The organism is Aeromicrobium sp. (genome assembly GCF_050700635.1).
Classification (GTDB): domain Bacteria; phylum Actinomycetota; class Actinomycetes; order Propionibacteriales; family Nocardioidaceae; genus Aeromicrobium.
The window spans coordinates 1-25,203 of the sequence record NZ_JBOHDT010000178.1 but is presented as its reverse complement, the minus strand read 5'-3'; the positions used below and the strand labels follow the sequence as shown (position 1 = coordinate 25,203).

The following is a 25,203-nucleotide window of genomic DNA, read 5'->3' as shown; positions in this document are numbered from 1 at the left end:
CAACGACACACCGGGGGTGGGTATGAAGAGCCGCGCTGTGCTCGTAACCTCGCTGCGTTCTGAGCTCGGGGTCTCCGGCGATCACGACGGTCTTCTCGTCGCCGACATCCGCCATCCCGACGCCGTCGAGAGCCTGCTCGGTTCCATCCACCGCAACGGCGAGCTGCCGCTCGTGACCTGCAGGGCCGACGACCTCCAGGCGGTCCGGCGACTCGTCACCTTCGCGGCCGTGCGCTATCCGGGCCTGCGTGCCTGCGTCGAACCACTGCCCGGAACTCCGATGTGCGTCGGCGTCATCTCCTCCCTCGTCGACGACATCGATGCCGACGCCTCGACCTCGCCCGCCGACGTCATCGCCTGGCGGCTCTCGGCCCTCGACCTCCTGCGCGAGCAGGTCTGGTCGGCGGTCTGGCTGCCGAGCGTCGCCGGCCTGACCGACCCGGCGCCCGGCTTGATCCAGCACGTCAGGTCTTGGTTGCCCGGGTCCGGTTTCCTGGCCGTCCACAGCCCCACGCGTGAGGTGCTTCCCGCCTCACGGGCCCCGATTGCCAGGCTCGTTGAAAAGACCGACCACGCCCTCGTCCATTCACCGGCCTCGAAGTCATGGGTCGTCGGTGCGGTTCGCGACGCTCTCAGCGCGACCTCGATCAGTGAGCTGAGCACGGTTCGCGACCCGATCGACATGTTCGGCACCGCCGCTGCCATCGAGCTGGTGGCCGTCCCCCTCTCGTTCCACACCCAGTCGCGGCCCGACCACCGGAGCGTCACGGCGTGTGTGGCCTGCGGCATCCGTCACATCCGACCCACGTGTCCGGTCTGCCGGATGTCGGCCCGTCCCGACCCCTCCCTCGCCACCTCAGGAGTCCCCTCGTGAACCCTCGCCAACGACGCGGCGTGCTCATCATGATGCTCGCCGGGCTTGCGGCCGTCGCCCTGTTCTTCGTCGCCGTCAGCTACGTCGGCTCGGTCAACGCCAAGATCGCTCCCACCACCACGGTCTACCGCGCCGTCAAGGACATCGAGGCCTACTCCGTCGTCGACGAGGGCGACCTCGAAGCCGTGGACGTTCCCCAGAAGTGGGCGGCGAAGGAGGCTTCGGACGAGCTGCAGTCCATCGTCGGTCGCCGGGTCGCCTTCAACCTCAGCAGCGGCACCTACGTCGGCGACGACATGCTGCTCCCAGCCTCGACGCTCAACGAGGACGAGCGAGAGATCGCGCTCACCGTCGACGCGAAGACCGGAATCGCGGGCCGGGTCCGCACGGGCGACTTCGTCGACGTCTACGCGATCTTCGGCGAGGACTCGGCCACCGGGTCGTCCAAGGTGCTCGTGCGCAACGTCCGGGTGGTCTCGGTTCGCGGCGTCGAGACACGCACGCAGACCACGTCACGCGACGAGCTCCAGGAGCAGCAGGTCGTTCCCGTCACGCTCGCTCTGAGACCGGGCGACGCCCTCGCCGTCACGTACGCCGACTCGTTCGCCGAGACCGTCCGTCTCGTCGGGCTGCCCCCGGGCACGAACTCCAGCAACCGTGAGGGCGAGCGCAGCAAGGTCGACGCCGACGACCTGGGCATCCCTCGCGGAGGCGAGTGATGTCCCACTCCGTCCTGATCGCGGCCCCCGACCAGACCACCGGCTACGAGCTGCGGGCGCAGGTCGAGGAGCTCGACGACTTCGCCATCGTCGACGTCGCCGACTCCACGTCCAGGCTCCAGCAGCTGGTCGCCCAGCGCGACCCCGAGATCGTCCTGATCCACGAGCTGGTCGGTCCCGTGCCCGTGCTCCAGACGATCCGTGACATCGTCGCCCGCCGCCCGGGCACCGCTCTCGTCCTGCTCAGTGAGGAGTTCTCCCCCGAGGTTTTCGCCGCAGCCATGGACGCCGGAGCACGAGGCGTGCTCCGGCACCCGGTCACCCACGAGGACCTCCAAGTCCGGCTCACCGCAGCGGCCGAGTGGGTCGTCCAGATGCGCAGGCACCTGTCGTCCGACTCCGATGATGCCGAGCTCGCGTCGCGCGGCAAGCTCGTCGCCGTCAGTGGCGCCAAGGGCGGCGTCGGCACCACCACGCTCGCCGTACATCTCGCGCACGACGCGGTGACCCGCGTGCCGGGACGCAGTGTCTGCCTCGTCGACCTCGACCTGGACAACGGCGACCTCGCCGACTTCCTCGGAGTCGAGCACCGCCTCGACATCTCCGACCTCGCCAAGGTCGCCGACGACCTCTCCGCACAGACGGTCGGATCGGCCGTGCACCGCTCACCGTCCGGCCTGTCGACGGTGCTCGGACCCACCCGGATCGAGGACGTGGGAGCCGTCGGCGAGCGGGAGACGATCCTCATCCTGGCGGCGCTGCGCCGGCAGTTCGACCTGGTCATCGCCGACTGTGGCTCGGTTGTCAGTCCGGCCAGCGCCGCCGCCGTCGAGACCGCCGACGAGGTGCTGCTGATCACCACTCCGGACCTGCTGGCCCTGCGCGGCGTGCACCGCACCGCGGAGAAGTGGAGCCGGGTCGGCGCACGCAGCATCGAGAAGGTCAAGGTCGTCCTCAACCGCGTGAGCCGTGACAGCGACATCCAGCCCGACACCGCGGCTCGCCTCCTCCCCACCGCGCCGATCGACGAGACACTCCCCGAGGCGTTCAAGGTCCTCCAGCGGGGACTCAACCACCAGGACCCGTCAGAGATTCAGGCCAAGGCGTGGTGGAACCGGATCGGCGAGCTCGCCGAGGTCGTCGGCAGCGTCCCGCCGGCGACGGAGCCCCAGACCCCCACCCCGCAGCCGCGCTCGCTGTTCCGCCGCAAGACCACCCCGATCGAGGTCGACCCCAAACCCGCCGGTGAGCAGGGGCAGGCCACCCTGGAGTTCACCGGTCTGATCAGCGTCGTCATGCTGCTGATGATCATCCTGTGGCAGATCGGCCTCTGGGGAGTCTCCGCGGCCTACACGAGCCACGCTTCCGACGAGGCCGCGCGCAGTGCCGGGATCGAGGAGAACCCCACCCAGGTTCGAGCCGATGCGCTCGCCGCGGTGCCGCCGTGGTTCCGCGACCACACCACGGTCACGCTCTCGCCCGGCGACACCGTCGAGGTGAAGGGACAGCTCCCGGTGTTGCTGCCCAGCGTGGCGATCGACGGCTTGGTCTTCACCTCGCAGACCCCGATCATCGCGGAGAACGACTCATGACGGCACGGTCAAGGCGCGAGGAGCGTGGTTCGACGGCACTCGAGGTCGCCGGCATGGCCCCCCTCGTGGTGTTTGTGATCTTCCTGCTCATCCAGGCTGCGATGGCGCTGTACGCGATCACCACGGCGCAGACCGCCGTGCGTCAGGCGGCACGAGCCGCCTCACAGGGCAACCCGGCACCGATCCTCGTGGTCAACCAGTCGGTCCCGGGCTGGATGGAGGTCGATGCGGGCGACGTCGACCTCTTCGGGCCGGGCCACGGCGTGCGTGCCACCTTCGACGTCCCGGACATCGTCCCCTTCCACAACCTGCGCATCACCCGGCAGACGGTGATGCCATGAAGCGCCAGACGTTCGGGTACACGGAGGTCAGCCGGCACGAGACCCCGGACGAACATCAGGTCTCCGGCATCGGCGACGAGACCGACGACCTGATGGTGGCCGACTTCCGCGAGAAGCTGCTCGACGAGATCGACCTGACCGAGCTGTCGAAGCTCGACCTGGCGCAGCGACGGGCCCGCCTCGAGCGGGTCATGACACACCTCGTCGCCTCGCGCGGACCCCTGTTGTCCAGCCGGGAGCGCACGGCCCTCATCCGTCGCGTGGTGGCCGAGGCCCTGGGTCTCGGCGTTCTCGAACCACTGCTGTCCGACGACGCCATCACCGAGATCATGGTCAACGGCGCCGACCAGATCTTCATCGAGCGCCTCGGTCGTGTCGAGCTGGCGAAGGAGAAGTTCGTGAGCAACGAGCAGCTCCTCCAGACCATCGACCGGATCGTCTCCACCGTCAACCGCCGCGTCGACGAGTCGAGCCCAATGGTCGACGCGCGCCTGCGCACCGGCGAACGCGTCAACGTCATCCTGCCGCCGCTCGCCCTCGACGGGCCAGTGGTCACGATCCGCAAGTTCCCGCGTCCGTTCACGATGGAGCAGTTGATCGGCGGCGGGACACTGGACGCGACCTCGGCCGCGATCCTTGGCGCGAGCGTCCGCGCGAAGCTCAACATCCTGGTGTCCGGCGGCACCGGTTCGGGCAAGACGACGCTGCTGAACTCGCTCTCCTCCTTCATCCCCGAGCGTGAGCGCATCGTCACGATCGAGGATGCGGCCGAGCTCTCGCTTCAGCAGCACCACGTCATCCGACTGGAGTCGCGCCCCCCGAACGTGGAGGGAAAAGGCCAGGTCACGATCCGCGACCTCGTGCGCAACAGCCTGCGCATGCGCCCCGATCGCATCGTCATCGGAGAGGTTCGCGGCGGCGAGACGATGGACATGCTCTCGGCGATGAACACCGGTCACGAGGGATCGCTCACCACGATTCACGCCAACAGCCCCATCGAGGCTCTCAGCCGTGCCGAGACCCTCGCCAGCATGAGCGACCTCGATCTGCCGTTCGCCGCCGTCCAGGAGCAGGTGAACAACGCGATCGACCTGGTCGTCCAGCTCGATCGTGGCCCCGACGGCTCGCGCCGGGTGACCGAGGTGGTCCTGCTGACGTCCACCGGCCGGGATCCCTATCGTCTGGAAACCGTCGCCGAGTACATCCCCGAGCCGATCGGTGCCGACCGGGTCGTGCGCGGCCGGCACGTCACCCAGGCACTCCCCCAGTCGTTCGTCCGCCGTCTCCAGCTCGCCGGCGAGCAGCTACCCGCCGAGAGCAGCATCCAGCCCGACGACACCGACGGCGGAGGGTCTGAGCGATGGCCCTGACCCTGCTGCTCGCCTTCGTCGTGACGGCCTTGGTGGTCTTCGGGCTGTACCAGTTCTGGGTCGACCTCGGCGACAAGGCGACGCTGGCCCGCGCCGTCAACCCCGACCTCGCTCTCGAGCAGGCCGTCGCCCGCCGCAGTCGCATCGACCGGGTCATCATCCGCAGCCGCTGGGGCCGCCAGATCCAGGACGCGATCTCCCTGCTGGGCTTCAACATCTCGCCGTCCCAGCTCGTGCTCGGGTCGGCGCTGTTCTGCTCCGCTCTCGGCGTCGCACTCGGCGCCAGCCTGTCCTGGCTGCTGCTCCCCGTCGGCATGTACGGCGGGTGGCTGATCATTCGCGGACACATCCGCAAACAGCGCGAGAAGCGCAAGGAGGACTTCATCGGGCAGATGCCGGAGCTGGCGCGCACCCTGTCGAACGCCTCCTCCGCCGGTCTGTCCATCCGCACCGCGGTCGCCATGGCCGCTGACGAGCTCGCCGAACCGGCCCGCTCCGAGCTGCGCACCGTCGCCGACGAGATCAACGTCGGCGTCGCCCTCGACACCGCGATGTCGAACCTCGAGAGGCGCCTGCCGTCACGCGAGCTGGGCGTCCTGGTCAGCGCACTCGTCGTCAGCGCCCGCTCCGGCGGAGCCCTGGTGACCGCGCTGCGCGACATCTCCGACACGTTGGAGATCCGCAAGGAGGTCCGCCGCGAGATTCGCACGACCTACGCACAGACTGTCTCCACGGCCTACGCCGTGCTCGGCGTCGGCGCAGCCTCGTTGTTCCTGCTCGAGGGACTCAACTCCGGCACCGTCGACAAGATGCTGCAGAGCCCGATCGGTCTCGGCGCCCTGATCTTCGCCGTCGTCGTGTACTCGGGCTGCATCTGGGCCGTGCGCCGCATGACGAGGATCAAGATCTGATGGCCATCGCCTACGGCCTCGGCTTCGCCGCCTGCTTCGTCGTCTTCCTCGGTGGCTGGCGGATGGCCCGCGCCGATGCGCTGGAGGGCTGGGACGTCGCCGACATCGCGCTCCTGCGCGACGAGAACCGTCGCCGTCGTAGGGTCGGGCCTCTCGACAGGCTCATGCGTCGGACCGCGCCGCAGCTCGGTGTGCTCCTCGGCCCCCGGGTGGTCGGCAACATCCGGCGCCGGATCGACCTCGCGGGCCGCCCCGACGGCATGACCGTCGACACGTTCCTGCAGCTCATGGTCAAGTACGCGATCTTCTTCGGGATCGCGGCACTGACGATGCTCTTGCTCGGCAACCTGCTCTCGGCGTTGCTCGCCCTGGCCGCCGCGCCGATCCTGCCGTTCTCGCGGCTCGCCGGCCAGCAGCGCCGCCGCCGCACCGTCATCGACGACGGCCTGCCGGACCTGCTCGACGTGCTGGCGGTCACGGTCGGCGCGGGCATCGGCTTCCGCTCCGCCCTCGATCGGGTCAGCGCCCGCTTCTCCGGCCCGCTGCGCGAGGAGATCGCGTTCACGCTGCACCAGCTCGACGTCGGGGTGCCTCGCCGCCAGGCCTTCTCCAACCTGCGCGACCGGTGTGACTCCGAGTCGATGTCGGCGTTCGTCTCCGCCTTCCTGCAGGCCGAGGAGCTCGGTGCCCCACTCGCCGACACCCTCAACGGCATCGCCAGGGACAGCCGCCGCGACGCCGCGCAGCGCGCGCGCCAGCGAGCCGCCCGCATGGTTCCCCGCGTGACCCTGCTCGTCTCGACCATGATGGTGCCGCCAACCATCGTCATCATCGGCGTCGGCATGTGGCTGGGTGCTGACGTCGACCTCGGAGGACTCCTCGGATGACGGATCGCGTGCTCGTCGAGCAGGTCGTGCGCTTCGCGTTCCTGATCCGTCTGGCCTCGCTCCTGCTCGTGGTGCTACTGCCCGGTGAGGCCATCGACAGCGCCGTCGGACTGAGCGCGATCGGCTTCATCACCGTCACCAGCACCGTCGGGTTGTACAGCACCAACCTGCTCACCCGCAAAGTCGCCGCGCACCCGATCCTGCTCGTGGTGGACGTCCTCATCGCCGCCCTGATCGCCGCCGTCCTGGGCAGCCAGAGCCCGATCATCCTGTACTCGCTGTCCACCGCGGTGCTCATCGGCATCCTGTTGACGCCGCGTTTCGCCGCCGCCGTGATGGCCGTGCTCATCTCGGCCTACCTGCTCATCACGATCGAGCAGGGTGAGTCAGTCACGGTCATGGCGGCCCTCCTCGTCCCGATCACCTATGCCACCGTGGGCGCGCTCGGCTCCCTCACACGCGCGCTCCACATCGCGGCAATGCGCGAGCAGGGACGCGCGCGGATGTTGTCCGAGGCCGCCGCCCGTGAGCGCGAACGGGGCCGCCTGGCCCGCGAGATGCACGACTCGGTGGCCAAGTCGCTGCACGGCATCGGTCTGGCCGCTGCTTCACTGTCGGCCTGGGCCGAGCACCAGCCGGAGGTGCTCGCCGAGAAGGCCCGCGAGCTCCAGGACGCCGCCGAGTCGGCGTCGCAGGACGCCCGCGCCATCCTCTTCGACCTGCGCGTCGACGCCGACGACCGCACCCTCGCGCAGCAGCTCCGGACCCTGTCGTCCGACCTCGAGCAGGGCGGCCTGCCGACGAGCCTGACCGTCGAGGGTGTGGGCGACTGCGACCACGTCATCAAACGTGAGCTCGTCGCGATCGCGGCCGAGGCCGTCGAGAACGTTCGCCGGCACAGCGGCGCCTGCGCGGTCGAGATCGACTGCTCCGGCGACTGCAAGCACATCATGCTGAGTGTGCGCGACGACGGCGTCGGCTTCGACCCACGGCACACCCCCGACGACCACTTCGGCGTCGTCGGCATGCACGAGCGCGCCCAGACGATCGGCGCCACACTCGACATCACCAGTGCGCCCGGTAACGGGACGCTGGTCACCATTCGCGCACCACGCACGGCGAAGGCGAACACCAACGGCTCACTGAGGGGGGCACGATGACCGTCACCGACGTCATCCGCACGCTCATCGTCGACGACAACGCCATCGTGCGCATGGGTCTGCGCAACCTGCTCGACGCCCACGTGGGCATCGAGGTCGTCGGTGAGGCGGTCGACGGCGAGGCCGCGGTGCGCATGAACGCCGAGCTCGACCCCGACGTCGTGCTGTGCGACGTGCGCATGCCCGGGCTCGACGGCGTCGGGGCGGCGACCCAGATGTCGCCGACCACGAACGTCGTCATGCTCACCTACACCGACGATCTCGACGTCATCCGCGGGGCCATGGCCGCCGGGGCCAAGGGCTACCTCGTGCACGGCGCACACCAACCCGACGAGATCGTCGCGGCCGTCGTGAGCGCATCCCGTGGCTCGTCGGTGCTGGGTCCGGCGGCCGCCAAGGCGTTGCTCGCGGGCCAGACGCCGCAACGCCCGGCCGCCGATCGTCACGCTTGGGGACTGACGACACGAGAGGCGGAGGTGATGGAGCACGTCGCCACCGGGAAGAGCAACCGCGAGATCGCCCGCGTGTGTTTCCTCGCCGAGAAGACGGTCAAGAACCACCTCAACAACATCTTCCCGAAGCTCGGCGTCACCACCCGCGCGGAGGCGATCAGCCTCTGGCTGGGAGCGACCGGACCCAACCGGGACGCCTGAGAACCTGGGCCCGGCCTGGGCCTTCAGGCCCATGATCCGGGCCGGTCGGGCGCCGTACGTTCGCGGTATCGGCCAAGCACGAGGCCACCACGACATCCACACGACCAGAAACCACTACACAGGAGGAACACCATGTTCGACCGGGCACTCAAGTTCTACAGCTCGATGCTCGCCGCCACCGCCGCCCCGCGCAACGAGAAGGGCCAGGGCACGCTCGAGTACGTCGGCATCGTCATCATCGCCGCCATCCTCGTGCTCGCTGTCGTCGGCGCCATCAAGGGCGCGAAGATCGACGACGTCATCACCAAGCAGATCGCGAAAATCACCGGAGCGGGCGGGTGATCGCACCCACAAGGCGGGAGGGCGAGCGCGGTGCTGCCGCGCTCTCTCTTCTCACCGTCGCCATCATCGTCGCGATAGGTATCTTCGCGTTCATGGCGATTCCCCTCACCGATGCCAGCGACGCCAAGGCGAAGAGCCGTTCCGCGGCCGATGCCGCGGCGCTGGCCGGCGTCGAGTACGTCAAGAAGGACCTCGAGATCGCCCTCACCAGCAACGGATGGATGGGGAGCTGGAGGGCCTACGAACCGCTCATCGGTGGCGGTGCCACCTCGGCATCCTCGTACGCCGAGCAGAACGACGGCGAGCTCGTGGGCTACCAGGGCCCGACGCCGATGAACGGGTGGGAGTCCTACGCCAAGGTGCGCGGACGTGACGTCGAGGGGCAGGAGAACACCAGCGAGGCCCGCGCGAAGCTCGACCTGCCCGAGTGCACCGTCGAGGAGGCCGAGCCCACCGAACCGACCGAGCCGTCGTCCCCGCCCGCCGGGAACGACGAGGAAAAGAAAGCGAAGCCTGAGCAGAAGCTCACCTGCGGCGGAACCAGCTTCCAGGGCGTCGACCTGAAGAACCTGCCGGCGTCGCTCATCAGCCAGCTCATCGACGAGTCGCACGCCAGACTCATCGGTTAGGAACCGTCATGCACGCCCACCAGCGAACCGGCCGCGAGCTCCCAGCCGGCGAAGGTACCGCCCTCGGCCTCGATCACCGAGCGGCACCTGAACCGGATGGCCGAGAACCGGCCCGGTTGCAGGGTCTGCGTGTGGAGCACCCGACCGCGGCGGTCCACCAGGGCCACGTCGATCGCGAAGCGCATCCCCATCGTGTGCACGTGCCGGCAGGGCCGCAGCCAGAACGCGCCGTCGACGCCGTCACGCTTCAACAGGCCATGCCGGCGGCTCCGGTAGGAGTCGGCCAGCTCCAACGGCGCCACCCGACGACCATCCACGACCAGTTCCGGCACGGCGTCAGCCTATGCCGCCAGAGGAGAACGACATGAGACCACTCACCATCATCGGCTCGGCCGTCACGGCCGGTCTCTTGACGATGGTTGCCGCCATCATCGCCGGTGTGGTCGCCGTCGATCAGGTGTCCGTCACGACCGGCGTCATCACCCGCTCGTTCCTGGTGATCGCCGCTCTCGCCATCACGGCGTTCGTGTGGTGGTCCCGCATGAAGCCAGGCGATCCGCCCGAGGCCCTGCTGCTCGGTCTGGTGGGCGGATGGGTCCTCAACGTCTCCAGCTGGGCCGGTGCATCGTTCGCCGGGCAGCTGTTCACCTCCCTGACGCTCGGCGCCGTGCTGATCGACCTCACCCTGTGGGCTGCGGTCTCATACGGCCTCGTCTTCGCCCTCAGCCGCACCGCCGTCCCCAACCCGAGATGAGCACCATGAACCTGCGCCTCACCACCACCCTGCTCCTGGTCGTCCTGGCCATGTCCGGCTGCGCCAGCGACGAAGACGTCCCCGAGGACCAGGCGCTGCGGCCGGCTTCTGCGCCGTCCGGCTGGACCACCAACGACCTCGGCCCCGTCAGCGTCGCCACCCCGGCGGAGTGGGAGAAGCAGCCGCCCGCGAAGCCGACGCAGACCATGACCACGACCACGTGGCGCGCCAAGGAGGTCGACGGCACATCTCCGGGCGGCATGGAGGTCCGCGTCATCACCAAGCCCCAGCAGGGTGCCAAGAAGGCCGCGCAGGCGCTGGCCGTCAGCGCCATGGCGTCGCTCGCTGGCGGTGACATCGAGCCCGAGAAGATCGTGTGGCCGAACGCCGAGCTGGCCTATTACCTCGCCTACACCGCCAAGGTGCCCGTCGAGACCGACCCCGCGGCACCGAAGAAGTCCTACATCGCCCGTACTGCGGTGTTCGATCTCGCCGACGGCAGCCAGATCCAGGTCACCGCACTCGTCGACGAGGCGCAGGGCGCCAAGGTGCCCGAGCAGGCACTTTCCACCGTGAAGTTCGCCGAGAGCTGATCGGCACGTGGAGATCTGGCAGATCGTTCTCATCGTCGGCGGAATCCCACTCGGCCTCGGGATCGTGTTCCTGGCGATCGGCCTGCTGCGGCGCCGGATGATGCGCGGCTGGGTCCGGACGACCGGCGTGGTGGTCGACAAACGCACCGGCCGTGCCGACGGCGGCGTCCGCGCGATCTACCCGACCTTCCAGTGGCAGGACGACAGCGGGCGCGTGCATCAACGCACGTCGATCGTCCGCCAGTCGCTGGCGCCGGCACCCGGAAAACGCGTAACCCTCCGGTACGACCCCACCGAACCCTCTCGCGCCGCCATCGACAGCTTCGTGCAGAACGGCTCGATCTTCGCGGTGATCGGGAGCGTCCTCGTGGTCGTCGGTCTGCTCGTCGCCACGATGATCAGCGTCTTCGGCTCGATGTCGTGGTCATGACGCCCTGCCCGGGCTGACCTGGGCTGACTCGGGCAGACCTGGGCCCGGAACGGGCCCTCGGGCCCACGCTCACGACGGCTCGGGCGTCCTACGTTCGTGCAGACATCCTCCTCACTCACCAGGACTCGGACCATGGGACTTCGCACCACACGGCGCAACGAGCGCGGACAGGGATCGCTCGAGACCGTCGGCGTCGTCGTGCTTGCTGCCATCCTCGTGGTCGCCACGGTGGGTGTCGTGACGCAGGCCAGCCCGACGGTCAAGGCGGAGATCGGCTACCGGATCTGCCAGATCGCGAACGTCCGCGGCGGTGGCGGATGCGAAGAGCCGGGCGCAGTGCGCACCCAGGCGGACCGCGTCCCCGACGATCCGTGCATGTCGACGTCCGATCAGGGCACGGTCGAGGTCACGGCGGCGTTCGTCGCCTCTGTCACCGCCGGCAAGCAGTTCCTGATCGAGCAGATGTCGGACGGCACGTACAAGGTGACCGAGGTCGACCTGGGCAATGTCGGCGTCGGTGTGGGTCCCGGTGTCGACGTCAGCCTCACTCTCGACGGAAAGAAGTACGGCGTCACCGCGGTGGCGACCGCCGACGCCTTGCTCACGGGCAAGAAGGGCAAGACGTGGTACGCCGACGACGAGGACGGCGCCCACGACGTCGTCGAGGGTCTGATGGCCGATCAAGTCATCGACGCGGTCGCGCCTGAGGTCGACATCCCGTTCCTGCCCGACCCACCCAACCCGATCCGGGAAGGGCTGGAGGCGCTCATCGGCGGCACGCCGGACCCGGATGAGGAGTTCGTCGAGGGCGGCCTGGAGGGCAATGCCGGCGCTTCGGCTTCGGGGATCACGGCCGGTGCCGGCGGCGAGGCCAAGGTCGGTGGGTATCTCGGCGGCAAGAAGACGCCCGACGGATTCGTCGCCTATTACAAGCAGCAGGCGTCAGCTGGAGTCTGGGGAGCGGTCATGGGCCAGGACGCCGCCGCTCTGGCCGGCGGCGAGGCGCTCTACGAGGTCAACATGGACTCGGACGGCAAGCCGACGAGCGTCAAGATGACGATCGGCGTCACGCTCGACGCCGACGCCCAGGGCGAGGTCACCACGGCCGACGATCAGAACTACACCGAGACGACGCTCGAAGTACCGCTCACCGGCGACGCGGGCAAGGACGCCAAGATCCTGGCTGCCGCGACCGGCAACCCGCTGGCGATGAGGAACTTCGTCGACGAGGCCAAGGACACCGGCACGATCACCCAGAACGAGTACTCACAAGATCCCAACACCTACGGAATCAACGTCATGGGAGAGCCCATCCTCGGCGACTTCGGCGCCTCGGCGAAGGTCGACTTCACCAATCGCCAGCTCCAGAACGCCCGGTACTGGGACGGTCAGAGTTTCGCCGACCGCCCCGACTGCTAGGGAGACGCGCCCTAGCCCCAGGCGGTCTCGAGCTCGGCCAGTGCCGTCTCGAGGTGGGTGAGCAGTCGCTGCAGGTGGGGGACGCTCTTTCGGCAACCGATGATGCCGACGTCGAGGTAGTTGTCACGGCTGCACAACGTGATGTTGATGGCCTGGCCGTCGAGCACGATCGACACCGGATACATGCCGTCGAGCCGCGCCCCGTTGAAGTACATCTGGTTCTTCGGGCCCGGCACATTCGAGACGACGACGTTGAACGGCGGCCGGGAGTACTTGATGAATCCGGGCAGCGGCGACATCGCGAGCGGCAGCATCTGCATGGCCGAGAAGGCGAGGATCTGCGCCTGCGAGAGGTCGCCGAGCAGCTTCTTCGTGGTGCGCGAGGAGTACGCGATCTCCTCGAGCCGGGTGGCACCGTTCTCGCGGTCGGTGGCCAGGTTCACGATGATCGCCCCGACGGAGTTGCTGTCGCCGAACTCCTTGCCGGCCGACTCCGCCCGCAGGGCGAGTGAGACCGGGACCATCGCGCTCATCGGCTCGTCCGGTAGTGCGTGCTGCTCGAGCAGGTACTCACGGAGCGCGCCCGACACCATGGCCAGAACGACGTCGTTGAGCGTGGTGGCGGAAGACTTGGCCACCCGGCGAATGCGCTCGATCTCCCACGACTGTGCCGCGAACCGCCGTGCACCACCGACCCGTCCGTTGAGGATGGTCTTCGGAGCGCTCGGAAGCGTGATGTCGCCATCGCGAAGGATCTGGCTGACGATCTTGGCCGACGCTGGCAGCATCCCGGCAACCTCGCCGGCGGCCCCGCCCACGCCGCGCAACATGCCCATCGGGTCGAAGCCGCCTCCCGCACGCGAAGACTTGCGAGGTGGCAACGCCCAGGGCGGGAGGCAGTCGCGGGCGTCGGGGTCCTCGGTGAGCGAACGCTTCATCAGGCGGATCGCCGAGACACCGTCGACCATCGCGTGGTGGATCTTGGTGTAGACGGCCATGCGTCCGTCCTCCAGCCCCTCGACGATGTGGGCCTCCCACAACGGACGGTGCCGGTCGAGCAGCGACCCGTGCCAGCGGGAGGTGAGCTGCAGCAGCTCACGGATGCGGCCGGGCTGCGGAACCGCCGAGTGCCGGACGTGGTGGTCGAAGTCGATCGTGTCGTCGTAGGACCACCATGTGTTGCCGAACGAGCCGACCGGTTCGGCCGGGCGCTTGCGGAACATCGGCGACACGTTGTCGGTGGCCCGGAAGGTCTCGATGAGGTCCTGGACGAACTCCGGGCCGGAGTCCTCGGGCAGCTCGAACAGCTGCAGCCCACCCACATGCATCGGGTGCTCACGAGACTCTCCCAGCAGGAACATCGAGTCCGTGGGTGGCATGAACGACATTTGCGTAACCTCCCTCACCCGGGTGAACTTTCGACCTACGCTACTGCCAGCCGGACTGTCGATCGACGAACGTGACTTCTGGTTCAAAAATTCGTTGCTACCAGCAGGGGTACGGGAGGAATGGTGTCATGAGCACGCATCTGACGCTCGCCGCCGAGCCTCGGTACTTCAAGAGCTCGAGCCTCCAGTCCCGCCTCCTCGGGTTGGGTCTTCGTCATACCGTCCGCCCGATCCTCGGGATGTGGGCCCGGCTGCCGTTCGACCTCTACCCGCCGAACCTGATCGATCACGTCGCGCGGCTGCTCCCGGTGCACGAGGGCACCAGCTGGCGCACAGTCGACCTCGGACCCTGCCAGAGCGAGTGGCTGCTGGCCAAGGACGTCCGCGACGTGCGCGGCGGCAACCCGGGCGCGATCCTGTACTTCCACGGCGGCGCGTTCCTCACCTGTGGCCTCAACACCCACCGCAACCTGGTCTCGCGCATCTCGTACGCGGCTGGCCAACCGGTGCTCAACGTCGGCTACCGGCAGATGCCGACGGAACCGATCACCGAGTCAGTGGCCGACGGTGTCGTCGCATTCCGCTGGCTGCTCGACCAGGGCTACCGCCCCGAGCACATCACGATTGCCGGCGACTCGGCCGGCGGCTATCTCGCCTTCAGCGTCGCCCGGGCTGTGCTCGACGCCGGCTGGGGACGTCCCGCAGGCGTGGTCGCCGTCTCGCCGCTGCTCGACGTCGACTCCACCAGCAAGCGCAACCACCCGAACGCGAACCGCTGCGAGACCTTCCCACTCAATGCGCTCGAGAGGTTCACCGAGCTCGCGCTGCGCATGGACTCGCGGCGCGGCATCTCCGGCCAGCGGGTCTGCCCGGTCAAGATGCCGGTGGCCGACATGCCCCCGTCCGTCATCCAGGTCGGATCACGAGAGATCCTCATGCCCGACGCCGAGCTGATGGCCAACCGGCTGGTCGCCGCCGGCGTCCCCTGTGACCTCCAGATCTGGGAGAACCAGGTGCACGTGTTCCAAGCGTCGGCATCCTGGGTGCCAGAGGCCCGGCAGGCGATCGACGAGATCGCGCTGTTCGTGCAATCGCTCGCCGCCGGCACCGTCGAAGCCCCCGCGGCGAAGAGCACGCGCAAGAAGAAGGCCGCCCGTCCCCGTGCCCGCGCGGCCGGCAGCTGACCGAGCCCTATCCTGAGCCGGTGAGCGACCTCGACCTCGTCACCGACCTGGCCAAGAAGTCCGGACTCGTCTGGATCGAGTTCGCCGACCGCACGTTCCCGGTGTGGCACAAGCTGGTCGAGGACGCGGTGTGCGTCGTCGGAGGCGGTGCCGAGCAGCCGATCCCCGACGTCCATGACGGCGACACCGTGACGTTGTTGCTCCGTTCCAAGACGAACCGGCACATGGTCGCTCGTGTCGACGCGACGGTCGAGCTCGTCACCCCGGAGGATCCGGCTTGGGACAGCGTCACCGCCGCGCTGAAGAGCGGCCGCCTCAACCTGCCCGACATGGGCACCGCGATCGACCGCTGGGCCCGCGAGTCACGGGTGCTACGACTGATGCCACGTGAGCCCGTGCTCCTGGCCGGCGACCTTCCCCACGATCGCAGCCAGACGTCTCCGCGCCTCTCGGGCTAACGAGCTCAGTTCGACTCCGCCCACGTGCCGAATGCCGTGGGCTTGCCGGTGAGGACGAGGTCGGCGCCCAGCCGCTTCGCCTCCTCCCACTGCTCGGGTGTGTTGACGACGAAGATCATGACCTCGAATCCCTTCGCCTGCAGCTCGCTCACGTAGGGCAACGTGGCGATGTCTGCCTGGACTGCGACACCCCACAGATCGCTGGACAAGTCAGCCGCGGGAACGCGCTGCTTCGAGACGAACCGCATCGTGCGAACGTCCTCGCCGATCCTCTCCGCCTCGGCGCGAATCTTCGTCAGCTCTCCGGCCTTGAGTGACGTGACGACGGCGCGGTCGATCATCTTTACGTTCTGCAGGATGGCCAGGAACTGCCGGACCTGCTTGGCGTCCTGCACGGTCTTGACCTCGGCAAAGATCTCGGCGTCGGGGACCTTGGCCACGGCCGACACCGCCTCGTCGAAGGTGGGGATGGGGTACTGCTTGCCGTCCTTCGACGCGGCCGCGGGCGAGCGACACTGGTCCCGGAGCTCCGGCCAGTTGGTGTCCTTGACAATGAGGTTCCCGCCTTCGCACTCCATGCCGGGCGTGGTTCCTGGATCATGCACGAGCACCGGGACACCGTCCTTGGTCCAGCGGACGTCGGTCTCGATCTGCGCGCCGATCCCGGCTGCGTACTCGTACGCGGGAAGTGTTTGCCAGGCGAACCTCTCGTCGCCGCCGCGGTGCGCCAGCACGATCGGTGCATCGGGGCCTCCGAGCTTTGGAGGTTTCTTCGGGTCGTCCTCCCCCATGCTCATCGCGACCGCCACACCCGCGGCGACGACGGCCACCGCAGCGGCACCGGCCGCCAGCATCATCCAGCGTGGAACCGGCGACCTACGCGCGGTCTCAGCGGACTCCTGCGGTGACGGGACCGCTGCGCGTCCCTGCCCTCCCCGCAGGTAGGTCAAGTCGGTCAGGTCGGAAAGAGTGCGTGAGATGACGTCGAGCAGGCGGTCGGTGTCGGCCTTGAACCGGTTCGGGCTGAGCTCGAGCGCCTGCCGACGGACGAGCGGCGCGATGCTGGGCGGCAGCTGGTCCGCGGTCGGCATCGTCACGCCGTCCACCAGCACGGGGATCAGCAGCACCTTCCGCGCGAGAGCTGCTTCGATCTCGATCCGGACGAAGTCGTCGGGATCGTCGAGTCGCCGCGTCCCGTTCGAGCCGGCGATGTCCAACCACTCCTGGCCGATCAACGCCAGCAGGATGTCGCAGGACCCGACGGCATTCGTGATGGTCTCGACGAAGTCGTCACCCAGCTCGATCGAGTCGACGTCCTTGAAGATCCGCTCCGGTCCGAACCGTTCCGCCAGGCGGTCGTAGAGCCAGCCCGCAGGGTAGGCGGCGTCTTGCCGGCGGTAGCTGATGAAGATCCGGCCGGTTGGCGTCGACGGTGCGTCGGTCATGAAAAGCGCACTCCCTGCGTGGCCCCGCGTTTGCCCTCTACGATGTGGACGCTACCCCTACAGGGAGGGATGCGGAGAATGTTCGTCTGGCTCGACCAGAACACCGACCTCGTCGCCCTGCTCCTCGCCGTCATGGGCCTGGCCCTCGGGCTGTTCACGGTCGGGCTGTCGGTGCACCAGGCACGCATCAACGCGTACACCCGGATGCACGAGACGTTGATCTCCCCGGACGCGGCCACGGGGCGTCGCCTCCTCTTCCTGGCTTACCAGGCGAACGCCTTCCCGACACCTGACGACGAGGCTTGGGACGCTATCAACCGGTCGCTGGCGACGTACGACACGCTCGGCGTCTACGTCCAGCGACGGATCGTCAATGAGGGCCTCGTGCTGAAGGCCTGGTTCCATCCACTGAGCGCCATCGCCGAGCCCGCGCGGGCCTGGGTCGAGCACCGCGGGGCGCACGGTGTCCAGAACCCGTGGCCGAGCCTCACCTGGCTCCTCGAACGCGCCGAGCGTTACCACGCCAAGCAGGGCTGCTGCACCGACAAGCCGTGAGCGTCAGCTCAAGTGCGCGGCGTCGGCGCGGCCGGGCAGGTGCTCGAAGATGAGGTGGGTCTCGGTGTCGCTCACGATGCCGGTGCCGCTGAGGTCGGTGACGATGTCGCGCAGGCCGTCGCTGCTGTCGGCTGCCACGTGCAGCAGGTAGTCGTACGAGCCGGAGACGAAGAAGACGTTCAGCACATACGGCTTCTCGGCGACCGCGGCGGCGAAGTCCGTAAGGGCGGAGCGTGCGTCCGAGCTGAGGCTCACGGCGATCATGGCCTGGATGGAGAGCCCGAGCACCTCCGGATCGACGTCCGCGTGGATGCCGCGTATCGCGCCGCGCTCCCGTAATGAGCGCACCCGGGCCAGGCAGGTCGACGGCGCGATGCCGGCCTGGCGGGCGAGCTCGTTGTTGGGGGTGCGTCCGTCGCGCTGCAGGACCGCCAGGAGTACGCGGTCGACCGAGTCCAGAGGCTGAACATCATTCGGTGGAGGCATGGTCCGGTCACCTCTCATCAGTCGGATCATCGCCGGAAGGCGTTTGGATGAGAATGATCTTCATACATCTTGCCACGCCACCGTCACTTGTTCACCATTGAGGCATGCGAGTCGGAGTACCCACTGAAGTCAAGAATCACGAGTACCGCGTGGCCATCACGCCCGCCGGCGTCACCGAGCTGGTGAACCGCGGTCACGAGGTCACGATCCAGTCGGGAGCCGGCGTCGGCTCCTCGATCAGAGACGACGACTACAAGGCTGCGGGTGCCGTGCTGCTGGACTCCGCTGATGAGATCTGGGAGGGAGCAGATCTCGTCCTCAAGGTGAAGGAGCCGGTCGCTGAGGAGTGGCACCGCATGCGACGAGGGCAGGTGCTGTTCACGTACCTGCACCTCGCCGCTGCTCCCGACGTCACCCAGGCCGTGCTCGACAGCGGCATCACCGCCATCGCCTACGAGACCGTGCAGCGTCCCGACGGATCGCTGCCGCTGCTTGCGCCGATGTCCGAGGTGGCCGGTCGTCTCGCCACCCAGGTCGGCGCCTACCACCTGATGCGACCGCTCGGCGGCCGCGGCGTGCTGATGGGCGGCGTCCCCGGTACCGAGCCGGCCAACGTCGTCATCATCGGCGGCGGCGTCTCGGGCACCCACGCAGCCGACATGGCCGTCGGGCTTCATGCCGACGTCACCATCCTCGACCTCAGCGTTCCCCGGCTCCGGGAGCTCGATTCGCGCTATCGCGGGCGGGTCCGCACCCTCCACTCCAGCGCCCACGCCATCGAGGAGTCCGTGCTCGACGCCGATCTGGTCATCGGCGCCGTTCTGGTACCCGGGGCTCGCGCGCCCAAGCTCGTGAGCAACGAGCTCGTGTCGAGGATGCGGCCGGGCTCGGTGCTCGTCGACATCGCCATCGACCAGGGCGGCTGCTTCGAGGACTCGCGCCCCACGACGCACGCCGAACCCACGTTCCGCGTGCACGAGTCGGAGTTCTACTGCGTCGCCAACATGCCCGGCGCCGTGCCGCGCACGTCCACATACGCGCTGACGAGCGTCACGATGCCGTACGTCGTCGCACTTGCCGAGCACGGCTGGCACGACGCGCTCGCCCAGGATGCCAACTTGTCACTCGGCCTGAATGCGCACGACGGCCGCCTCTACAACCGCTCGGTCGCCGAGGCACTCGATCTCGAGGCGTCCGACTTGCTGCCGCTTCTCACCGCCTGATCGGCAGCGCCACACTGCCCGGCGGGGGTGCCGGGCCGCGGGCGGCTGAGAAGGTAGAGCATGTGGATCGGCTGGATCGAGCTCGACCTGAGGCTCGGTGACGTGCACTCGCTGAAGACCAAACGGTCGATCGTGCGGCCGATCGTCGCCGAGGTTCGGCGACGATTCCAGGTCTCGGTGGCCGAGACCGACCACCTGGACCTGCACCGTCGAGCCGGCATCGGCGCGAGCATCGTGGCTGCCGACCGCGCCCACGTGGTGGAGATCCTGGACGCGGTCGAACAGCTCGTCACCTACCACCCCGAGGTGGAGGTGCTGTCCGCGCGGCGCCACATCGGCCGCGCGGACGACTGACCTCTCGAGCTACGCGGTTCCGCGTCCGAAGAGTGACGCGAGTCGAGCGCGGTTGCCGAGGATCAGCATGCCGAGGACCGAGAGCAGGCCGCCGGTGAACAGCGTCCACATCGGCGGTCCGCCGGTGTCCGGAAGCGCACCTGGCTCCTCGCGGTCCTTGTCCCCGTCTTCGTCGCCGTCTTCGTCGCCGTCTTCGTCCCCGTTCTCGTCTTCTTCTTCCGGCTCTTCCGGCTCGTCCCCTGGCTTCTGGCAGTCGTTATCGAGGAACAACTGGCCGTCCGGCCCGTCGTTCTGGCCGGGGTACGACTGGGGATTACCCTGATTGTCGACGTAATTGAACGCGGGGATGATGTCGCCCCACTTGATCATCAGCGCCTTCAGCGTCGGGTTCCAGACCTGTCCGTCGTGGGTGTCGTGGCCGTTGTTCCTGATGATGCTGTTCACGCTGACGGTGATCGCCTTGGGGCCGTACGGGTTGTTGTCCGCGTTTCTCCGATGACAGATCGTGATCTTCTTCTCGTTGTTCGGGTTCCTGGCCTGCGTCTCGACATCATCGTTGCTCGACTCCTCCTCGACCAGCTTGCTCAATGGCGAGTGCGTCTCCGATCCCGACGAGTCATCCGTCGAGGATGTCTCTTCCTCCGTCGAGGATGTCTCCTCCTCGGTCGACGATGCCTCTTCGTCGGATGATGGCTCCGTTTGCGACCAACTTGAGGTGGCAGCAGCGGCCGGCGAGGCCAGGAGGACGCTGGCGGTGACCAGCGCGAGGGCGACGAGAATTCTTCTCATGGAGAGATGACCCTTCGGGGAGTTGGTTGCGGGTAGTGGGCACGCAAACTCACAACGAGCCCTGACACGGGACGTTACGCTAGGGGTGAAGAAGGTCGCGCGTCAACACGACCTGCAGGTGAAGTCCGGGTGATGAGATGACGCGCCCTGGGTCCGTGCTCACCGTCTGATCGCCAGTCGCTGGGGTCGTGTGGCTGAGACCCGCCCTTTGGATGCCCGAAACCGGCTCGACATACTGAGCAGATGCGAAACCCTCGTGCCTTCCTCCGTCCCCTGGCCGTCGGAGCGCCGACGCCGGTGGCGGACATCCCGTTCAAGCCGTCACGGATGATCCACTTCTTCGACCCGAGCAACGAGAAGATGCAGGCCAAGGTGCCCGACATCGCCCCCAAGGTCGACATCATCCTCGGCAACCTCGAGGACGCCATCAAGACCGAGAACAAGGAGGCCGCGCGGCAGGGTCTCGTCGACATCGCGAAGAAGACCGACTTCGGACAGACCCAGCTGTGGACCCGCGTCAACAGCCTCGACTCCCCCTGGGCGCTCGACGACCTCATCACCCTGGTCACGGAGATCGGCGACAAGCTCGACGTGGTGATGGTGCCGAAGGTCGAGGGCGCACAGGACATCCACTACGTCGACCGCCTGCTCGCGCAGCTCGAGGCCCGCGCCGGGATCGAGGAGCCGATCCTCGTGCACGCCATCCTCGAGACCGCGGAGGGCGTGACGAACGTGGAGGAGATCGCGGCCGCGAGTCCGCGCATGCAGGGCATCTCGCTCGGGCCGGCCGACCTCGCCGCCAGCCGCCGCATGAAGACGACGCGCGTCGGCGGAGGGCACCCGGGCTACCTCGTGCGCACCGACCCGACCGGCGACGACCTGAACGAGGGCCGAAGCACCTACCAGCAGGACCTCTGGCACTACACGATCTCCCGCATGGTCGACGCCTGCGCAGCGAACGACATCCTCCCGTTCTATGGACCGTTCGGGGACATCAAGGACGTCGTCGCCTGCGAGGATCAGTTCCGCAACGCCTTCCTGCTCGGCTGCGTCGGGGCCTGGAGCCTGCATCCGGTGCAGATCGACATTGCCAAGAAGGTGTTCTCCCCCGATCCGGCCGACGTCGCGCACGCCAAGAAGGTCGTCGAGGCGATGGGCGACGGCTCGGGCGCCGTGATGATCGACGGCAAGATGGAGGACGACGCGTCCTGCAAGCAGTGCCGGGTGATGCTCGACCTCGCCAAGGCCCTGGCCGAGCGCGACCCGGAGCTGGCTGAGGCGTATGACCTCTGAACAGCTGAGGCCACGCCGCTCCGTCCTGTACATGCCCGGCGCCAACGAGCGTGCGCTCGAGAAGGCCAAGGGTCTCGACGCCGACGCGCTCATCCTCGACCTCGAGGACGCCGTCGCTCCCGACGCCAAGCCGGAGGCCCGCGAGCGCGTCTGCGCCGCGGTGCAGTCGGGCGAGTACGGCCACCGCGAGCTCACCATCCGCGTCAACGGCATCGGCACCGAGTGGCACGACGACGACCTCACGGCCGTGGCCGAGGCCGGACCACACGGCATCCTCGTGCCGAAGGTGAACTCTGCCGACGAAGTGCGCGCCCTCGTCGCTGCATTGGAGAAGGCCGGCGCCCCCGACCACACAATGCTGTGGGCGATGGTCGAGACGCCGGTCGCGATCCTGCACGCCGAGGAGATTGCCGCCGCGCACGAACATCTGGCCGTACTCGTGATGGGTACGAATGACCTGGTCAACGAGACGTTCGCGCTGCACGTGCCCGGCCGCGCACCGTTGGTGCCGTCGCTGACCATCGCGCTGCTTGCAGCGCGTGCAGCCGGCAAGGCCATCCTCGACGGCGTCTACAACGACGTGAAGAACGAAGAAGGGTTCGCGGCCGAGGCGCGTCAAGGGCGCGAGATGGGCTTCGACGGCAAGACCCTCATCCACCCGAGCCAGGTCGAGCCGACCAACGAGGCGTTCGCGCCGAGTGAGACCGACGTCGAGCACGCCGGTGAGGTCATCGAGGCCTACGAGCAGGCGCAGGCCGAGGGCCGCGGCGTCGTCACCGTCAACGGCCGCATGATCGAGCACCTGCACGTGCGTGACGCCCAGCGCATCCTCGCGCTGCACGAGGCCATCGCCTCTCGCTGACACCGCAAACGGCGGGCGCGACTCTGTGGTCGACGCCCGCCGTCTGCCAGGTAGCGGCTTTACCGGTTCGCCCGGAGCCCGAACAGCTCGGTGTGAATCCGGTCCTGATGCGCGCGCATCTTGCGTCGCTGACGCACGGATTCCAGGATCACCAGGCGATCGAGCTCGGACAACTCATCCCAGGCGCGCTTGTCGCGGGCCCGACGGGACTCGAAGATGGCCACGTCCTTCACCTCCTCTCCGTCCGTACCGGTCGTCGGTGAGGAGTCGGTGTGGTCGTCTGCGGGCTTGAGTCGTGGATCGAGTTTCGTGGTCATAGCGCGCCTCCTTTCTGGATGGGTTGGTGTGGGAGCAAAAGAAAAACGCTCCGGATACCTGATCCGAAGCGTTGACCGACGTACTGACAGAAAAGCTACGTCGAAGACACTGCTCCGGAGGTGGGACCGGCGAAGAGCATGGCGGCATCGCCGAGCGACACGGCCTGCGTGGTGACTGAGAACATCTTCAAGGGTTCCACCTCCTTCGAGTGCTGGACGCTCCGAGCTCGGAGCGACTCGGTCACATTAGCGCAGGTCATGACGCCTGTCGAGGGTCCCGGCCGTCCGACTTCTCCAGACCCGGTCGGAGGCCCAGCCAGGTGAGCACGGCGAGGACGCGGCGGTGCTCGTCGGCCGACTCGTGCAGGCCGAGCTTGGAGAGGATGCTCGTCACGTGCGTCTCGACGGTGCGGTCCGTGAGCCACAACCGGGCAGCGATGCCGGCATTGGTGCGCCCCTCCGCCATCAGCGCCAGCACTTCGCGCTCCCTCGGGGTGAGCTGGTCCAGCGGGTCGACGGCGCGGGCCTGTCCCATCAGGGTGCCGACGACTTCAGGGTCGAGGGCGGAGCCGCCAGTGGCGACACGCCGTAACGCGTCGAGGAAGTCGTCGACATCGAAGACGCGATCCTTGAGCAGGTAGCCGAAGTACCCGCCGGCGACGAGCTCGACGGAGTGCCGGCTCTCCACGTGCTGCGACAGCAGCACGATGCCGAGCTCCGGCATGAGGAGTCTCAGCTCGCGGGCGGCCCGGGCGCCGTCGTCGGTGCGGTCGGGTGGCATCCGGATGTCGATGACGGCGAGGTCCGGCTCTTCCGCCTTCACCGCGGCGACGAGCGACGGGGCGTCGTCGGCCTTCGCCACGACGTCGTGACCGGCGTCCTCGAGCAGTCGGGCCAACCCTTCCCGGAACAGTGCCGAGTCCTCACCGATCACGACACGCATGGCAACGCCGCCTCCACCACCGTGCCGCGTCCCGCCGGGCTGACCACGGCCAGGGAGCCGCCGAGTGCCGCGACCCGGTCGGCGAGGCCGGACTCCGGCCGCAGCTCCGCACCGCCGCGGCCGTCGTCGCTCACCCGCACCACCACCTGGCCGTTGAGCCGGGAGACGTGCAACCCGATCCGGCTCGCCTCAGAGTGCTTCACCGCGTTCGCCAGCGACTCGCTGATGACGAAGTACGCCGTGGTGGCGACGTCGTCGGGCAGCTGGCTGTCGTCGACCTCCAGGTCGATCGTGATCGGGACGTTGCGCACCAGCCGAGCTACGGCGGCCGGCAGGCCGTCGTCGAGGCTGCTCGGGCGGATGCCGTGCGCGATCTGGCGGAGCTCGGCCACGGCGGTCCCCAGTTCCGCGACGGACTGGTCGAGCAGGCCGTTCACGTCGACCGTTCCGTCGTCGAGGTGCCGCTGGGCGACCCGGATCGCCATCCCCAGAGAGACCAATCGCTGCTGAGCACCGTCATGGAGGTCGCGCTCCAGGCGCCGCCGCTCGTCGTAGCCGATCTGCACCAGCCGGGCACGACTGGACTCGACCTCGCGGAGCGTGCGGGCCAGCTCGAGCCGCAGCCGGACCATCTCGGCGATCGTGGCGGCACGGCTCGCCACCTCGCGCAGCAGCTCCGGCGACGCCTCACCGTCGCCCGGGACGAGGACACCGATCGAGGTGCCGCCGAGCACAACCGGCTCGCCAGACTCCTCGGCGACGGACGCGCCTTCGGCGTCGACGCACCCTTCGGACCCTGGCACCCGGAACCCGACGCGGAGGCCTGGATCCCGCAACGCCGTGCGCAGGACTGGCTGCAGCTGCTCCGGTGTGGAGCGGCCGGCAGCGGCGTCGTAATGCAGGCCGTCGATCGCGGCGAAGGCCGCCCGGCGCAGCGGGTACAGACGGCCGTCGACGCGTCGCTGCAGCCGGTGCCGCAATGGAGTCAGAGCGACGGCACAGATCGCCGTCGCGGCGGCTGCGGCCACGGCCGACCCCTGACCGAGGAACACACCCGCGGTCAGCGAGGTCGCTGCGTAGACAGCGAGCAGGCCGACGGTGACCAGCCCCCACGTCACCGCGCCGGCGAGGGCCTTGTCGACGTCGTAGAGGTCGTGGCGCAGGATCGCGATCGCCGTGGCCACGGGGATTCCCACGAGCGCGGTGACCACGACTGCGCCGCTCATCCACAG

At 68.3% G+C, this 25,203-nt stretch carries 30 protein-coding genes; 22 read left to right on the top strand and 8 right to left on the bottom strand.

From position 1 onward, the window contains the following. The first annotated feature begins 22 nt into the window (after nt 1-22). From ACRDPN_RS14160 to ACRDPN_RS14110, 11 genes are all read left to right on the top strand, one after another. Entirely contained in the window at nt 23-874 is an 852-nt protein-coding gene (locus tag ACRDPN_RS14160; protein ID WP_431449185.1) for a hypothetical protein, read from the top strand. Continuing rightward, a complete protein-coding gene (gene cpaB / locus ACRDPN_RS14155) occupies nt 871-1,593 on the top strand; it encodes a Flp pilus assembly protein CpaB (RefSeq protein WP_431449183.1) in 723 nt (240 codons plus the stop codon). Before ACRDPN_RS14160 ends, cpaB begins: the two co-directional genes overlap by 4 nt. Next, the gene (locus tag ACRDPN_RS14150) at nt 1,593-3,185 is read left to right on the top strand and encodes an AAA family ATPase (protein ID WP_431449181.1); all 1,593 of its coding nucleotides are present in this window, start codon (nt 1,593-1,595) and stop codon (nt 3,183-3,185) included. Before cpaB ends, ACRDPN_RS14150 begins: the two co-directional genes overlap by 1 nt. Continuing rightward, entirely contained in the window at nt 3,182-3,526 is a 345-nt protein-coding gene (locus ACRDPN_RS14145; protein WP_431449179.1) for a TadE/TadG family type IV pilus assembly protein, read from the top strand. Before ACRDPN_RS14150 ends, ACRDPN_RS14145 begins: the two co-directional genes overlap by 4 nt. Further along, entirely contained in the window at nt 3,523-4,896 is a 1,374-nt protein-coding gene (locus ACRDPN_RS14140) for a CpaF family protein (RefSeq protein ID WP_431449177.1), read from the top strand. Before ACRDPN_RS14145 ends, ACRDPN_RS14140 begins: the two co-directional genes overlap by 4 nt. Continuing rightward, nucleotides 4,887-5,807, top strand: a complete 921-nt coding sequence (locus ACRDPN_RS14135) for a type II secretion system F family protein (protein WP_431449175.1) — start codon at nt 4,887-4,889, stop codon at nt 5,805-5,807. The genes ACRDPN_RS14140 and ACRDPN_RS14135 overlap by 10 nt, the downstream gene beginning before the upstream one ends. Further along, the gene (locus tag ACRDPN_RS14130) at nt 5,807-6,694 is read left to right on the top strand and encodes a type II secretion system F family protein (protein WP_431449173.1); all 888 of its coding nucleotides are present in this window, start codon (nt 5,807-5,809) and stop codon (nt 6,692-6,694) included. Before ACRDPN_RS14135 ends, ACRDPN_RS14130 begins: the two co-directional genes overlap by 1 nt. Continuing rightward, entirely contained in the window at nt 6,691-7,854 is a 1,164-nt protein-coding gene (locus ACRDPN_RS14125) for a sensor histidine kinase (protein ID WP_431449171.1), read from the top strand. Before ACRDPN_RS14130 ends, ACRDPN_RS14125 begins: the two co-directional genes overlap by 4 nt. After that, nucleotides 7,851-8,507, top strand: coding sequence for a response regulator (locus tag ACRDPN_RS14120; protein ID WP_431449169.1), 657 nt, complete (start codon nt 7,851-7,853; stop codon nt 8,505-8,507). Before ACRDPN_RS14125 ends, ACRDPN_RS14120 begins: the two co-directional genes overlap by 4 nt. A 132-nt stretch (nt 8,508-8,639) precedes the next feature. Then, nucleotides 8,640-8,849, top strand: coding sequence for a hypothetical protein (locus ACRDPN_RS14115; protein ID WP_431449168.1), 210 nt, complete (start codon nt 8,640-8,642; stop codon nt 8,847-8,849). Further along, nucleotides 8,846-9,478, top strand: coding sequence for a hypothetical protein (locus ACRDPN_RS14110; protein ID WP_431449166.1), 633 nt, complete (start codon nt 8,846-8,848; stop codon nt 9,476-9,478). Before ACRDPN_RS14115 ends, ACRDPN_RS14110 begins: the two co-directional genes overlap by 4 nt. Here ACRDPN_RS14110 and ACRDPN_RS14105 read toward each other — a convergent pair. Continuing rightward, nucleotides 9,475-9,810, bottom strand: coding sequence for a DUF192 domain-containing protein (locus tag ACRDPN_RS14105; protein WP_431449164.1), 336 nt, complete (start codon nt 9,808-9,810; stop codon nt 9,475-9,477). The genes ACRDPN_RS14110 and ACRDPN_RS14105 overlap by 4 nt on opposite strands. A gap of 32 nt (nt 9,811-9,842) precedes the next feature. On the opposite strand from ACRDPN_RS14105, the gene ACRDPN_RS14100 reads away from it, so the two are divergent. The 4 genes from ACRDPN_RS14100 to ACRDPN_RS14085 all read left to right on the top strand — a co-directional run bounded on the left by ACRDPN_RS14100 (nt 9,843) and on the right by ACRDPN_RS14085 (nt 12,674). After that, nucleotides 9,843-10,232, top strand: a complete 390-nt coding sequence (locus tag ACRDPN_RS14100) for a hypothetical protein (protein WP_431449162.1) — start codon at nt 9,843-9,845, stop codon at nt 10,230-10,232. Further along, on the top strand, nt 10,229-10,825 hold the full coding sequence (locus ACRDPN_RS14095; protein ID WP_431449160.1) for a hypothetical protein: 597 nt from the start codon (nt 10,229-10,231) through the stop codon (nt 10,823-10,825). The genes ACRDPN_RS14100 and ACRDPN_RS14095 overlap by 4 nt, the downstream gene beginning before the upstream one ends. Before the next feature lie 7 nt (nt 10,826-10,832). Beyond that, on the top strand, nt 10,833-11,255 hold the full coding sequence (locus tag ACRDPN_RS14090) for a DUF3592 domain-containing protein (RefSeq protein ID WP_431449158.1): 423 nt from the start codon (nt 10,833-10,835) through the stop codon (nt 11,253-11,255). A gap of 132 nt (nt 11,256-11,387) precedes the next feature. After that, nucleotides 11,388-12,674 (top strand): hypothetical protein, encoded by a 1,287-nt coding sequence (locus ACRDPN_RS14085; RefSeq protein ID WP_431449156.1) that lies wholly within the window; start codon nt 11,388-11,390, stop codon nt 12,672-12,674. A gap of 11 nt (nt 12,675-12,685) precedes the next feature. On the opposite strand, the gene ACRDPN_RS14080 is transcribed toward ACRDPN_RS14085, so the two are convergent. Continuing rightward, complete coding sequence (locus ACRDPN_RS14080) at nt 12,686-14,062, bottom strand: WS/DGAT/MGAT family O-acyltransferase (protein ID WP_431449154.1); 1,377 nt, start codon at nt 14,060-14,062, stop codon at nt 12,686-12,688. A 128-nt stretch (nt 14,063-14,190) separates the two neighbouring features. Here ACRDPN_RS14080 and ACRDPN_RS14075 point away from each other — a divergent pair, with 128 nt between their 5' ends. Then, nucleotides 14,191-15,246, top strand: a complete 1,056-nt coding sequence (locus tag ACRDPN_RS14075; RefSeq protein WP_431449152.1) for an alpha/beta hydrolase — start codon at nt 14,191-14,193, stop codon at nt 15,244-15,246. Nucleotides 15,247-15,266: 20 nt separating this feature from the next. After that, complete coding sequence (locus ACRDPN_RS14070) at nt 15,267-15,704, top strand: hypothetical protein (RefSeq protein WP_431449150.1); 438 nt, start codon at nt 15,267-15,269, stop codon at nt 15,702-15,704. Between the two features lie 5 nt (nt 15,705-15,709). On the opposite strand, the gene ACRDPN_RS14065 is transcribed toward ACRDPN_RS14070, so the two are convergent. After that, on the bottom strand, nt 15,710-17,149 hold the full coding sequence (locus ACRDPN_RS14065; protein ID WP_431449148.1) for a glycerophosphodiester phosphodiesterase family protein: 1,440 nt from the start codon (nt 17,147-17,149) through the stop codon (nt 15,710-15,712). A gap of 78 nt (nt 17,150-17,227) precedes the next feature. Between ACRDPN_RS14065 and ACRDPN_RS14060 the strand changes: the two genes are divergently transcribed. Then, nucleotides 17,228-17,704, top strand: a complete 477-nt coding sequence (locus tag ACRDPN_RS14060; RefSeq protein ID WP_431449146.1) for a hypothetical protein — start codon at nt 17,228-17,230, stop codon at nt 17,702-17,704. A 3-nt stretch (nt 17,705-17,707) separates the two neighbouring features. On the opposite strand, the gene ACRDPN_RS14055 is transcribed toward ACRDPN_RS14060, so the two are convergent. Next, complete coding sequence (locus ACRDPN_RS14055; RefSeq protein ID WP_431449144.1) at nt 17,708-18,190, bottom strand: Lrp/AsnC family transcriptional regulator; 483 nt, start codon at nt 18,188-18,190, stop codon at nt 17,708-17,710. A gap of 104 nt (nt 18,191-18,294) precedes the next feature. Between ACRDPN_RS14055 and ald the strand changes: the two genes are divergently transcribed. Together ald and ACRDPN_RS14045 are read left to right on the top strand one after the other, a co-directional pair. Further along, the gene (ald, locus tag ACRDPN_RS14050) at nt 18,295-19,413 is read left to right on the top strand and encodes an alanine dehydrogenase (protein ID WP_431449142.1); all 1,119 of its coding nucleotides are present in this window, start codon (nt 18,295-18,297) and stop codon (nt 19,411-19,413) included. A 60-nt stretch (nt 19,414-19,473) separates the two neighbouring features. Further along, nucleotides 19,474-19,767, top strand: coding sequence for a DUF503 domain-containing protein (locus ACRDPN_RS14045; protein ID WP_431449140.1), 294 nt, complete (start codon nt 19,474-19,476; stop codon nt 19,765-19,767). A 9-nt stretch (nt 19,768-19,776) separates the two neighbouring features. Here ACRDPN_RS14045 and ACRDPN_RS14040 read toward each other — a convergent pair whose 3' ends face one another. Then, nucleotides 19,777-20,355 (bottom strand): hypothetical protein, encoded by a 579-nt coding sequence (locus tag ACRDPN_RS14040; RefSeq protein ID WP_431449138.1) that lies wholly within the window; start codon nt 20,353-20,355, stop codon nt 19,777-19,779. A 444-nt stretch (nt 20,356-20,799) separates the two neighbouring features. Here ACRDPN_RS14040 and ACRDPN_RS14035 point away from each other — a divergent pair, with 444 nt between their 5' ends. Both ACRDPN_RS14035 and ACRDPN_RS14030 read left to right on the top strand, forming a co-directional pair. Next, nucleotides 20,800-21,849, top strand: coding sequence for an HpcH/HpaI aldolase/citrate lyase family protein (locus tag ACRDPN_RS14035; protein WP_431449136.1), 1,050 nt, complete (start codon nt 20,800-20,802; stop codon nt 21,847-21,849). Further along, entirely contained in the window at nt 21,839-22,711 is an 873-nt protein-coding gene (locus ACRDPN_RS14030; RefSeq protein WP_431449134.1) for an HpcH/HpaI aldolase/citrate lyase family protein, read from the top strand. The genes ACRDPN_RS14035 and ACRDPN_RS14030 overlap by 11 nt, the downstream gene beginning before the upstream one ends. A gap of 59 nt (nt 22,712-22,770) precedes the next feature. On the opposite strand, the gene ACRDPN_RS14025 is transcribed toward ACRDPN_RS14030, so the two are convergent. The 3 genes from ACRDPN_RS14025 to ACRDPN_RS14015 all read right to left on the bottom strand — a co-directional run. Continuing rightward, nucleotides 22,771-23,028: a hypothetical protein gene (locus tag ACRDPN_RS14025; protein ID WP_431449132.1), complete on the bottom strand. Its 258-nt coding sequence runs from the start codon at nt 23,026-23,028 to the stop codon at nt 22,771-22,773. Nucleotides 23,029-23,284: 256 nt separating this feature from the next. After that, the gene (locus ACRDPN_RS14020) at nt 23,285-23,971 is read right to left on the bottom strand and encodes a response regulator (RefSeq protein ID WP_431449130.1); all 687 of its coding nucleotides are present in this window, start codon (nt 23,969-23,971) and stop codon (nt 23,285-23,287) included. Continuing rightward, a partial coding sequence (locus ACRDPN_RS14015; RefSeq protein WP_431449128.1) for a sensor histidine kinase occupies nt 23,959-25,203 on the bottom strand: 1,245 nt, incomplete at its 5' end. The genes ACRDPN_RS14015 and ACRDPN_RS14020, both read right to left, overlap by 13 nt.